Raw genomic sequence first — 12,473 nt, 5'->3', positions numbered from 1 at the left:
ACTGAGTACGCAGCCTTAACTAAATGAAAATCGGCCCCGATAGATAACTTGTGTCGGGGCCGAATATTATGGTTTGGATTCAAAAAGTTTCACTACTTACAGATGAAGTTTACGCAGTTCTTTCTTATCCACTTTACCAACGCTGGTCTTAGCAATCTCGTCCACTATCTTCACTTTAAGTAATAATGCTTCTCTAGCAAGAATCCCTTTATTGATGAAGTCTTTCGCAAAACCTAACAGTTCCTTTTCTGTGACTTGAGCGTCTTCTTTCAATGTCACCAAAGCTAACGGCACTTCACCCCACTTGTTGTGCGGCATACCAATCACCGCAACTTCGGAAACACTCTGATGCTGGTGGAGAATGTCTTCAAGCTCTAAAGAACTTACCCACTCACCAGATATCTTAATCATATCTTTTACGCGGTCAGTGATCTTGATAAAGCCTTCGTCATCAATATGCGCCACATCACCTGTGTGCAGGTAACCGCCACGCCATAGTGCTTTAGAGTTTTTGTTGTCTTTGTAGTAGTTAGGCGTTAACCAAGGTGCACGAACAACAATTTCACCAGCGGTTTCGCCATCATGAGGCAGTTTGTTCATATCCTCATCCACAATATACGCTTCTACAAGCGCAACTTTCTTACCTGTCTTCGAGCGATATTCCGCTTGTTGGTCGACATCTAACTCTAATTGCTCTGGCGTCAATTGGACGATAGAAAGAATAGGTCCAGTCTCACTCATGCCGTAACCAGCAAATACGTCGATATCACGTTCTAGAGCTGATTTACATAATGCTTTTGGTAGCGCAGCACCACCAATGACGACTTTCCACCCAGAAAAGTCCATCGCCTTCGACTTTGGAGAGCTCAGAAGTAGATGCAAAATAGTCGGCACACAGTGTGAGAACGTCACCTTCTCTTGCTCAATCAGGTTAAGCAAAACATCTGGAACATACTTACCCGGGTAGACTTGCTTAACACCAAGCATGGTTGCCATATATGGAAGCCCCCAAGCATGGACATGAAACATCGGCGTAATCGGCATGTAGATGTCACCTTGATGCAATCGACCTTGCGAAGCATTGGTACCGATTGTGCTTAATATACCCATAGTATGAAGAACAAGTTGACGATGCGTGAAGAAAACGCCTTTTGGAAACCCTGTAGTACCCGTGGTGTAGAAAGTTGTCGCCACCGTGTTTTCATCGAAATCTGGGAAATTGTATTCCGTGCTTTCCTGTTCAAGAAGGCGTTCATACTCACACTCTTCATCATCACGTAACACAACGTAGCGAGTGACCGTATCAATGCGCCCTTTGATCTGGTCTAAAATTGGTAGAAACTCTTCATGAATAAGAATGATGTCATCTTCAGCATGATCAATGGTGTAAAGGATCTGTTCTGGAGACAAACGAACGTTAATCATGTGCAGCTTGGCACCAATCATTGGGATAGCAAAGTAACATTCAAGGTAACGGTGGGAGTCGTAATCCATCACAGCAACCGTGTCGCCTTTTTTCACGCCCATTTTGGTAAGCGCGTTGGCAAACTGTCTTACACGGTCATGAAACGTTTTGTAGCTATGACGGCGGTGGTTAGCGTAGACGATTTCTTGCTCTGGGTTGAAAGCAACTGGGGAAAACAGCAAGTTTTTAATTAGTAACTGATAATTGGATGGATCATTTACATACTGGTTCATATCGGGGGTTCTTTTTGTATTTTTCTTAACGTTCGCTTTGCGAGTGACTCTATTATCGCTCAAAAGCGTGACTGTATTCAGTACACAAGAATAAGATTAGATTCGAAAGTTCTATTGTAGCTCTCTAACGCCAACTCAGAAATGCTTCATCCCTAATCATTGAAACTAAGTTTTGTGATAGTCCGGAGAAAGTGCAACGAAACCGTCACAGTTTGTCGTTAGCATACCTCACGCACTCATAAGCCTCGCTCTATACTGAGCGACAAGTTACATCGTCCTCAACCCAACCAGTGAGAACCAAACTATGTCCAAACCTTTGTATGTATTTGATATGGATGAGACCTTAATCAACGCAGATTGTGCAATGATTTGGAATGAGTTTTTGGTGGAGAAAGGCATCGCAACTGAGCCTAACTTTATTGAGGAAGATCTTCGCCTAATGGGCTTGTACGCAGAAGGGAAAATGGAGATGGAAGATTACCTAGCGTTTTCCATGAAGCCAATAGAAAACATGCCGATTAAAGAAGTCAACGCCTTGGTTGAAGAGTGCGTTGAAAAGCATATTCTGGCTAAACAGTACCCTCAAGCCAAAACGCTCATTGAGCAACTGTCTGGTGATGGTATTGATATGGTCATCATCTCTGCAAGTGTCACTTTTTTAGTGACAGCTGTTGGACGACATCTGGGTATTCCGACTTCTCTTGGAATTGACTTGGTGGTAGCGGATAACCGCTATACCGCAGAAATCGATGGAATCCCAAGTTACCGAGAAGGCAAAGTTACCCGATTAAAACAGTGGTTGGCGACACAGGCAAAGTCCTATTCGGAAATCCACTTCTGTACTGATTCAATCAACGACTTGCCACTGTGTGAATACGCAAATTACGTCTACCTTGTGAATCCATGCCCTCGCTTAAAAGTGCACGCTGATAGACCGAATTGGACCTTGTTGAATTGGGGTTAGTGGTTCAACACTAACTGCTAATAGGTAGATAAAAAGTCATGCTCTGATGAAACCTAGCCTACTTCAGCAAGTGCTCAGAAGAGCCTTCTTCAATATATTTAGAAACATGTAATGAAGACACTATAATCTCTTCTGCCTGTTTTGAATTTTCGAAGCAGACACCCATATATTTATCATTCCATCCATCATGGTGGACTTCCAAATTAATATATCCATATTCATTGAGGATATAGAAATACTGATTCTTTAGATTTGATTCTGAACGAACCTCTTCATACATTATATAATTATCCCTAAAAACAAATTCAGGATTTTTTATTAAAACTTCTTGAATTCGTTTATTTATAAGGCTTTCCTTAAGTCTCAAATCACCAATAATGTAATTTTCGTTGAAATGTTCATTAATTAGCTTAATTTTAAATTTATTATACCCTCTTCCTGTTTCATGATCATATTCCTCTTCGTTATAGAATGTTTCATATCTTTGTTCAATATCTCTTTTTATACAATCCATGTCTATTTCTTTTTTATGTTTAAAAAGAAAAGGGATCAATTGAATTTTAACGGTCAATTTACCATAGTAACTATAATTCATAGGATATGGAATTAACGTATGGTAAAACCAATCTAAACGTGATATTTCAATAATATCGTTATGATATTTAGTTTTTGAATTATTAAGATAGTATTCAAAATCCACTTCTGGCAAATTACCACTTAGACTACTTTCGTTAAACCCTTCAGGAACAGTCAAGTCACAAATTAAACTACCAAACCGATAGAGTCTTTGTTGCGTTTGAGCAAGCTTAGCTCCTGCCCGAAACTTAAGATTAAAAAATGAAGAAATGTACATCAGTGCTTTCCTATTTTCGCATATTTTCCTACCACCCTCGCCTTTTGCTTTGCACCATTCTCTCGTAACTGTTCCTCAGCAGAATTTAAACAAGAGTCAATATAATTAGACAATTCCAATCGTTCTAACATTTCTTTTTCGAATTTTGCATCGGCATTACTCACCCAATTTAACAATTTTTTATTTGTATAACTAGAGTCTAATTTATACCAAAACTCTACACTAAGATAAAATCCACCACTAATTATTATGTTATATACTCGCTTTAGATCATATTTATAATAAACGTTTCCTTCTTCATATTTAACACATCGATGATTACCTATATTTACCTCTTTACATTTAATAGGTGGATACCCCAAAAAGAAACTATGTATAAGATATTTTTCTTTTTTCTTTATTTTATCTTCATCGTCAGGATTAACTCCCCAACGCTGATCTGCAATTATTCTGGCATCATTCATTAAGTCTGTATGATAACCACGCATAGAATCACTGCATGGATTAGGATCATGATAATAGTCGTTATATTCTCTTTCTATAAAATTTGATAATTCATTTTCAGTTTCAATAGTGGCATTTGATTTTTTAATTCTTAAATTAATATACAGTTTACCTAAAGTGTTCACAGGAAAAATATAATTTGTTACTATCTTCCTGAAAGAATAACCAACATAGAATAGATTGACATATTTCTGGTGTATATACTCAGTAGATTTAATATTAAAGTCTTCAAAAAGAAAGCTATCTTCGTAATGACGCCTTTCCAATATATCTTTCGGAAATTCAAATTTAATCAAGTAATCGTCGACTCTAAAAATATCGATGGACATTTCAGATAAGTCAGGCTTCCCTTTGAAACCATCTAGGAGCAATTTAAATATTTTCAAATTTCCATCCTATTTAATCCAATAATTAATTTACATAAAATTCACTGATAAAAATATGATATTTAGCTAATGTTTAAGCTTTAATGTTATAAACCATTGAGGAATCAATACAATTTGAAATTTCCAATCGTTCTAACACTTCTTTTTCAAATGTTTCGTCAGCTCTTTCAATCCATTTCAAAAACTTTTTCTTAGGATAGCCATATTGAGTTACATACCAAAACTCAATACTTAAGCAGAATCCATCTTTAATGATTAAATTATATACTCGACTGAACTCCCCTTTATACTTTAAACTTCCTTCCAAATACTTAGAAAACGTATATTTACCTATTTTTTCATTTTCACACTTTATTGGTGGATAGCTATAGTAAAAACTATCGATAAGATATTTTTCTTTTTCCAATATCATTTCTTCACGCTCTGGGTTTTCTCCCCATTGACGATTTGCTCTTTCAGTAAAATCTCTCATTGACTCTGTATGCTCTCCACGCGTAGAGTCTGAACATGGATTCGGATCATGATAATATTCCAAATATTCTTTTTCTAAGTAGCTTGAGAGCTGATTACTTGTTTTTATATTTCTGTCTATCGACTTTATTTTTATTTTAATAAAAAGATCTCCTTGCTTATTAACCGGAGCAATAGGATTAAAAATCACTCGACTAAAAGGAAAGTTTACAGAAGCCAATTCAATTATTTTTTCATGACCTTCATGAAACGAATTATCATCAAACTTGTCTAGATCAACTACATCATCATATATTGAATATTCATACATATTGTCTGGACATAAGAATAAAACAATGAAATCATCAACTTTAAATATATGATGAAACAAACTAGAAAACTCTGGCTTTTCTTTGAAACCATCTTTTAACTGTTCTAAAAATTTCAACTTTATACTCATTTATCAAAAACACTTTTTTAAAAATTCAACTCTATAAAATATAATCATTCAAAACATTATTCAATCCTCCAATTCTTGCCTAGATATGAATCGATAAAAGGTGATATTTCTAATCGTTTCAGCACTTCTTTTTCAAATGTTTCGTCAGCTCTTTCAATCCATTTCAAAAATTTTTTCTTAGGATAGCCATATTGAGTTGCGTACCAAAACTCAATACGTAGACAGAACCCATCTCTGATGATTACATTATATACTCGACTAAACTCCCCTTTATACTTTAAACTTCCTTCCAAATACTTAGAAAACGTATATTTGCCTATTTTTACATTTTTACACTTTATTGGGGGATAGCCGCGGTAAAAGCCATCGATAAGGTATTGTCTTTTTTCTGATATCATTTCTTCAGATTCTGGGTATTCTCCCCATTGACGATTAGCTCTTTTTATAAATTTTTTCATTAACTCCGTATGATATCCACGTTTAGAATCCGAACTTGGATTTGGGTCGTGATAAAAATCAAAATACTCTTTTTCTAAATAATCTGATAGTTGTTCTGTTGTTTTCACATGACTATCTATTGATTTTATTCCTAACCTAACGAAAAGATCACCTTGTTTATTTACAGGTGCTATAGGGTTAAAAATAACTCTACTAAAAGAAAAATTAACATAAGCCAGCTTAATTATACTATCATGATCTTCGTTAACTGAATTGATATTAAAATTCTTTAGTTCAATCTTGTTCTCGTATACTGCACCTTCAAATATGTTATCTGGGCATTCAAATAAAATAACGAGATCATCAACTTGAAACGCATGATAAAACAAGCTAGAGAATTCTGGCTCTCCTCTAAAACCATCTTTAAATTGATCTAAAAATTTTATTTTCATACTCATTTTATAATAAATACTCGTTGTAAAATTTCAGTCATATAAAAGAAAACTAATCAAAGAAACTGAATGACTACAATTAATTTTATCCATATTCTCAACTAAATATGAATCGATGAAAGGTGATATTTTCAATCGTTTCAACATTTCTCACTTACTAGGACACGTTAAATCTGACTATAGAAAGACCACACGAACGAAGGGTCGGTAGAGACTCTTTGATGATTACTAATTTTTCCGCGCTTAGTTAGTGTTTTATGTATCATCTTCATCTCACACAATAAGCATCATTAACGCAGCATGGTAATTGAAAACAGATTCAGTTCGAGATGGTTATGAAGAGGAAATACTGATTTTTCGATTGACTAGAGAATTATATCTTATTGAGAAACATATCGTTTTCATTGGTGTTAGCTTACTCATACTGCGAGTCGTCATGCTTCTCTCGTTGCTCGAAGTCGACTTCATCACAAATTAATCAATTGATTAAATAGCGATGAATTTTTCGTATGTCGTATAACCAATCGCCGTCTTATAATTAATCAAATGTTTAATATTTTGAGAGGCGACGGTGACAAAAGCTCAAAGAAAAGCAGGAAGACCCACAGACCAAATTGATGCTCGTGAAAAGTTAATATTCCACGCACGCGAGCTCTTCACCATCATGGCCTACGACAAAGTATCCACTCGTTTGGTCGCACAAAAGGCTGGAGTGAATGTCGCGATGATTCGTTACTACTTTGGAAATAAAGAAGGGCTATTTGAAACGATGCTGCGCGAGACACTGTCACCCATGCAGAAGCAACTGCAAGCTCTCGTATCAGACAGCAGTGAGCAAAATTTTCTCGACTTAATGCGCACCTATTACCGAGAAATGATCAAAGTGCCGCAGTTTCCTCGCTTAATAGCTCAAGTCATGCACATGCCTCCTTCCGAAACTCAACGAAAGTTACTTGAAAAAGTATTTGCCGACATCAGCCAACCAATGCAAGGGGTTATCTTCGATAAGTTGGTCGACAGTGGTGTTCTGCGAAAGGGAGCTGACCCGCAACTTTGTCGTGTCTCTTACATCAGCTTAATGGTTTTCCCTTTTATGGCACCACCAGCGCTGCTCGCCATACACGGTATTGAACTCTCAGAAGCATTCTTGAACCGGTTGTTCGAACACAACATACAACTGATGAAACATGGACTCTTAGACTCGGGCGACCAAAATGAAAATGAATAAAAAACTGCTGTTCTTTCCTGCCCTTGCTGCCGGGATCGTCATTCTGCTTTTGGCAATTAACCTCAAACCAGATTTGCCAGTAAAACCTGCGGGGGATCGCGCAAGGTTAGTCGAAACTGTTCCTCTTGAACTGAAAGCCATTGCTCCTATCGCTATTGGGTTCGGAAAAATTACACCCAAAATTGAGTGGAAGGCTATCGCCGAAGTCACTGGAAAAGTAGTTTATCGCCACCCACAATTGGAAAAAGGGCAAGTACTACAAACAGGAACGGAGATCTTAAGGATCGATCCACTCGATTACGAATTAAAACTGGTTCAAGCTCAAGCCGACCTTAAGTCTGCACAAACCTCTCTGGCTAAGCTAAACCAAGAAGAAGCGAACTTAAAAAGCACACTAAAAATTGAAGCGAATCGTTTAGTGATCGCCAACAAGGAACTTGCTCGTAAACAAAACCTACGCAAGAAAGGCTTAACATCACAATCTGATGTGGATCAACAAGAGCAAAGTGCGCTTTCTCAGCGTAAGTTGGTGCTTGATATTGAAAATCAGATAGGTTTGATGCCAGATGAGAAGCGTGTCGCTGAGGCGTTAGTTAAGGTCAACGCTTCGAAAGTGGATGAGGCGAAACGTTCACTTGATAAAACCATCATCACGCTCCCATATGATCTGCGCATTGCTCAGGTGGATATCGAACAAAATCAAGTAGTGAACCTTCAACAAACTATGGTCACAGGGCATGGCATTGATGTGATGGAAGTTGAAGCCCAGCTATCGATACATGATATGCAAACCCTTGCTTCAAGCATTGGTGAGTTTGTACGTGATGAGTCTGGTATCCCACAACCTGATATGAATGCTATCCACGCCATTATTGAGCTTAATAGCGGCAACCTATCTGCGTCTTGGTCTGCTAAAGTCGCGCGTATCAGTGAGACGGTGGATCCAAGCCAAGCCACCGCTGGGGTGATATTGGAGATTGAGCAAGATTATCGAGCATTGAAACCAACGTCTGTACCACCTCTCGTGAACGGTATGTTTGTACGTGCGTTGATTGAAGGACAACAGAATCCAAGCTGGGTTATTCCTGAACGCGCGCTCCATGGAGACAAGATCTACCTGATGGGTGAAGATAACCGCCTTCAAATCGTGACTGTTGAGGTACTCTATCGACGCGACAACCAAGTCGTTGTCGAAGGTGCCTTGGAACAAGGTCAAAAGTTAATCATTAATGACCTGTTGCCTGCTATCAACGGCATGTTGTTGAAGGAAGCATCAGAGCAGAGCCAAACGGTGACTGAGGGGTCCGACTCATGATCCGATTCTTTGCAAAACACCCAACCGCAGCCAATTTGTTGATGTTGACGTTGCTTATCTTGGGTATTTCTTCCCTCTCTGGCATCAAGCGAGAAACCTTTCCGGAGTTCGATCCCCCTTATATTCTTGCTGGCGTGGTTTATCCAGGAGCATCCCCTCAAGAAGTGGAAGAGAGTATCTGTGTTCGTATGGAAGACGCCGTAGATGGACTCGCTAATATTGAAGAAACTCAGTGTGAAGCTATTGAAGGGTCAGCTCGTCTCATCTTAAAGTTAAATGAGGACGCCGATATAGGTCGCATGCTCGTTGACGTTCAAACTCAAATTAACTCGATCAATGACTTCCCACAAGAAATTGAGTCGCCCGTAGTTCAAGAACTGGACTGGAACGAGCCTGTCGTTGATGTGGCAATCACTGCAGATACGACTTGGCCGGAATTAAAAGGGTATGCCGAACAACTTAAACGCACACTAAAACTCGATTACGGCGTGTCTTTGGTCGATGTGGCAGGCTTCTCGGATCATCAATACAGGGTAGAGCTTGATACGCAAGCGATTCGACAATTAGGTCTGAGTGTGGGTGATATTGCGGAGCAAATTGGTCGTCAAAACGTTAAGTTACCAAGTGGTAATGTTGAAACACCAGACAAAAATTTCCTGATTCGTTTTGACGAACGCCGCGTTACGCCAGAAGAACTAGAAACTATTGTTGTTGGCTCAGGTCCGAATGGCTCAATCATTCGCTTAAAAGACATCGCTACGATTACAGATCGCTTTGAATTAGATGAGCAGAAAGTACTCTTCGATGGTCACCCTTCTGCCCTTCTAAAAATCAGTAAAAACAAAGAAGACGATGCTCTCAGAATCAAAGAACGTGTCGCTCAATTTGTGGAAGAACAGCAAGCCAACGCGCCAGACGGAGTCATGCTACAAATGACCAATGATCTCTCGTCGGTGCTTTGGGATCGTCTTACTATGATGGTTAAAAATGGCTGGCAAGGTATCATTTTGGTCTTCGCTACGATGTGGTTGTTTTTTAGCTTTCGCTATTCATTTTGGGTTGCCGCCGGTTTACCTGTTGCATTTTTAGGTGGCTTGTTTTTGATGGCACAGCTTGGACTATCCATCAACATTATGTCCTTAGTCGGCTTGCTAATGGCGATCGGTATCATGATGGATGACGCAATCGTTATAGCAGAGTCCATTGCCGCTCACCTTGACCGAGGCGAAGAGATTGATGACGCCGTTATCAAAGGCGTTAAGAAAGTTTTACCGGGTGTAATTTCTTCCTTCTTAACCACCGTTTGCATCTTTGGTAGCCTGCTGTTTCTACAAGGTGAAATGGGTGCAGTGCTAAAGGCGGTCCCGCAAGTACTTATCTTGGTATTAAGCTTGAGCTTAGTGGAAGCATTTTTGATTTTACCCAACCACTTATCTCATTCACTGCATAAACAAAAACAGGAAAAGACCACACCAAAGTTCAAACAAAAACTACTGGCATCTTTTGAGAACTTCCGTAATACCACGCTGGTTAATGCCGTAGATAAAGTGGTCGAGTATCGCTACGCTTTCATGGGCAGTGTCATTACTTTGCTGCTGATTTCTGCCGCAACGTTAATTGGCGGTTTGCTTAAGTTCCAGCCCTTCCCTGAGCTAGACGGGGATATTGCCGAAGCTCGTATCATTCTTCCTCCTGGGTCTTCGCTATCCCAAACAGAGGCAGTGGTAGATAAGATCGTCGCATCAGCGCAAAAGCTCGATAAAGAATGGACTGAAAAAGTTGAAGGCGGTAATCCGCTCGTACTACACATAACCAGTCAATTCAACGCGAATGCCGATGCCAACGAATCAGGTCCCCATATCGCAACAGTTAGATTGGACTTGTTAGGGGCAGAAAGCCGCAACACTCTCATTGATGACTTTATCGCAGCATGGCGTGAAGATATTGGAGAACTCGCAGACCCCATCTCTCTGGTATTCAAACAGCCCACGATGGGACCGGGTGGGCGAGCGATAGAAATTCGTGCAAAACATGATGATCTTGATGCATTGAAAGCAGCTTCGATTGATATTCAACAGTATCTTAATCAATTTGACGGTGTTCATGGCGTGCTAGATGACATGCGCATGGGTAAAGAGGAAGTTCTGGTTAAATTGCGTCCCGGCGCAGAAGCTTATGGCATCAATGGTCAGCTTGTTGCAAACCAACTGCGTGCGGCATTTTTTGGTCAAACCGCTGACGAAATCCAAGTCGGCGTTGAGAATATTTCGATAGAAGTTCGACTAGATAAAACGCAAGCAGGCGACTTACAACAGTTGGCGAACTTTCCGATTATCTTGCCAGACGGTAGCCAAATTCCGCTCGCGACCATTGCAACATTGAATTTCCAGCGCAACTACGTACGCATCCAACGTATTGATGGATTGCGCACGGTGAGCGTATTTGGTGATACCGACAACACCAAGGCAAACTCAACCGCTATCATTCGCCAATTCCAACAAGATGAAGCGCCAAAATTGATGCAGAAGTACCCTGGGTTACGTTTCGACTTTGAAGGCGAAGCTAAAGACACAGCCGAGACCGGAGCCTCTATGGGCAAAGGCTTCTTGCTTGGGTTATTTGGCGTGTTTGCCATCCTAAGTTACCAATTCCGCAGTTACTTGGAACCGTTTGTAGTCATGCTCGCGATCCCACTTGCTTTTATCGGGGTAGTATGGGGGCATATTGTGCTTGGGCATTCCTTAAGTATGCCGAGCATGATGGGCTTTGTCTCATTGGCTGGTATCGTAGTAAACGACTCAATCTTGCTAGTACAGTACATACGCCATCATGTAGATGAAGGTGACAATGTTCATGATTCTGTCGTTAAAGCGAGTAGAGAACGTTTCCGTGCCGTATTCCTAACTTCGATGACAACCGCTGCAGGTTTGCTACCGTTGCTAACGGAAACCAGTTTGCAAGCCCAAGTTATCCAACCTCTGGTTATCTCTATCGTGTTTGGTATTTTCGCCTCGACGTTGTTGGTACTGTTTATGATTCCTGCCGCTTATGCCATTTTGGCTGACTTCGGTCTAGTTCATAAGCACGAAGAGATCTAAAACAATCCGATAAGTTTCCTTATCAAAACAAACAAGAGCGGCTTAGGTCGCTCTTTTTGTTTTCAGTGAAAAACGTTAAAAGCCACACAAACACGTAACAATTAAAAGGTTATTATGAGGCATTAAGTGCAAATATGAACAATTGAGAATGCGATATGTTGACTTTTATATAACTAATTCAAATGACAGGTACCGTGTTTATGATAAGTTTTATTATCAAAAACGACATTTAGCACAGTAAAAACACACACAGACAACACATTCACAATTTGAACTAACGATAATGAAATCATTGATTGAAGAATTAACATTTTAACAATGATTACAACAATGTTAACTTTAGCCCCGTTGGTCGCACTGGTGGTAAGCCTCTCACCAAGCCTATTGTCAGTATGATATGGACGTTCGACCATCTCCAAAATGAATAGACACCCAAATTGGTGCCCTTTTTTCGCCCGCGAAGGTATTCTTCGCGGGCTTTTTTCTTTCTAACTATTTCAACTCACTACTGTTGCCTATCATGTCGCCAGATATATCGTTCGTTTTCACTAACTCGTAAACACAAAAAAAGCCAACCTAGTTAAATAGATTGGCAAACAGAGCAACAAGATTGACGCCGATAATTCA

General features: G+C 39.7%; 9 protein-coding genes. 4 read left to right on the top strand and 5 right to left on the bottom strand.

Going from position 1 to position 12,473, the window contains the following annotated elements:
• Positions 1 to 96: 96 nt before the first annotated feature.
• On the bottom strand, positions 97 to 1,698 hold the full coding sequence (locus tag OH463_RS11850; RefSeq protein ID WP_017819392.1) for a long-chain fatty acid--CoA ligase: 1,602 nt from the start codon (positions 1,696 to 1,698) through the stop codon (positions 97 to 99).
• A gap of 304 nt (positions 1,699 to 2,002) precedes the next feature.
• On the opposite strand from OH463_RS11850, the gene OH463_RS11845 reads away from it, so the two are divergent.
• Positions 2,003 to 2,662: an HAD family hydrolase gene (locus OH463_RS11845; protein ID WP_114092447.1), complete on the top strand. Its 660-nt coding sequence runs from the start codon at positions 2,003 to 2,005 to the stop codon at positions 2,660 to 2,662.
• 58 nt (positions 2,663 to 2,720) lie between these two features.
• On the opposite strand, the gene OH463_RS11840 is transcribed toward OH463_RS11845, so the two are convergent.
• The 4 genes from OH463_RS11840 to OH463_RS11825 form a co-directional block, all read right to left on the bottom strand.
• Positions 2,721 to 3,515: a hypothetical protein gene (locus tag OH463_RS11840; protein WP_269991293.1), complete on the bottom strand. Its 795-nt coding sequence runs from the start codon at positions 3,513 to 3,515 to the stop codon at positions 2,721 to 2,723.
• Positions 3,515 to 4,405, bottom strand: coding sequence for an Mg-dependent DNase (locus OH463_RS11835; RefSeq protein WP_269991292.1), 891 nt, complete (start codon positions 4,403 to 4,405; stop codon positions 3,515 to 3,517). The genes OH463_RS11840 and OH463_RS11835 overlap by 1 nt, the downstream gene beginning before the upstream one ends.
• A 73-nt stretch (positions 4,406 to 4,478) precedes the next feature.
• Positions 4,479 to 5,303 (bottom strand): DNAase, encoded by an 825-nt coding sequence (locus OH463_RS11830; protein ID WP_237359329.1) that lies wholly within the window; start codon positions 5,301 to 5,303, stop codon positions 4,479 to 4,481.
• A 68-nt stretch (positions 5,304 to 5,371) separates the two neighbouring features.
• Positions 5,372 to 6,205 carry a DNAase gene (locus tag OH463_RS11825; RefSeq protein ID WP_269991291.1) on the bottom strand — a complete coding sequence of 278 codons (834 nt, stop codon included), beginning with the start codon at positions 6,203 to 6,205 and terminating at the stop codon, positions 5,372 to 5,374.
• Positions 6,206 to 6,776: 571 nt separating this feature from the next.
• Here OH463_RS11825 and OH463_RS11820 point away from each other — a divergent pair.
• From OH463_RS11820 to OH463_RS11810, 3 genes are read left to right on the top strand one after another with little or no spacing between them, the layout of a single operon-like run.
• Positions 6,777 to 7,433, top strand: a complete 657-nt coding sequence (locus OH463_RS11820) for a TetR/AcrR family transcriptional regulator (protein ID WP_269991290.1) — start codon at positions 6,777 to 6,779, stop codon at positions 7,431 to 7,433.
• Positions 7,420 to 8,748, top strand: coding sequence for an efflux RND transporter periplasmic adaptor subunit (locus OH463_RS11815; RefSeq protein ID WP_269991289.1), 1,329 nt, complete (start codon positions 7,420 to 7,422; stop codon positions 8,746 to 8,748). Before OH463_RS11820 ends, OH463_RS11815 begins: the two co-directional genes overlap by 14 nt.
• The gene (locus tag OH463_RS11810) at positions 8,745 to 11,846 is read left to right on the top strand and encodes an efflux RND transporter permease subunit (protein WP_269991287.1); all 3,102 of its coding nucleotides are present in this window, start codon (positions 8,745 to 8,747) and stop codon (positions 11,844 to 11,846) included. Before OH463_RS11815 ends, OH463_RS11810 begins: the two co-directional genes overlap by 4 nt.
• Positions 11,847 to 12,473 lie beyond the last annotated feature (627 nt).

Origin of the sequence: Vibrio sp. NFR, assembly GCF_027587095.1 — a bacterium.
GTDB lineage: Bacteria > Pseudomonadota > Gammaproteobacteria > Enterobacterales > Vibrionaceae > Vibrio > Vibrio harveyi.
Note: the sequence above shows the minus strand (reverse complement) of the source record. Positions and strands in the feature narration are given on the sequence as shown.

Bases quoted from the DNA above. Each gene is read 5' to 3' on its own strand.
- OH463_RS11815 (WP_269991289.1), top strand. From the start codon at position 7,420: ATGAAAATGAATAAAAAACTGCTGTTCTTTCCTGCCCTTGCTGCCGGG.
- OH463_RS11845 (WP_114092447.1), top strand. From the start codon at position 2,003: ATGTCCAAACCTTTGTATGTATTTGATATGGATGAGACCTTAATCAAC.
- OH463_RS11850 (WP_017819392.1), bottom strand. From the start codon at position 1,698: ATGAACCAGTATGTAAATGATCCATCCAATTATCAGTTACTAATTAAA.
- OH463_RS11810 (WP_269991287.1), top strand. From the start codon at position 8,745: ATGATCCGATTCTTTGCAAAACACCCAACCGCAGCCAATTTGTTGATG.
- OH463_RS11825 (WP_269991291.1), bottom strand. From the start codon at position 6,205: ATGAAAATAAAATTTTTAGATCAATTTAAAGATGGTTTTAGAGGAGAG.
- OH463_RS11840 (WP_269991293.1), bottom strand. From the start codon at position 3,515: ATGTACATTTCTTCATTTTTTAATCTTAAGTTTCGGGCAGGAGCTAAG.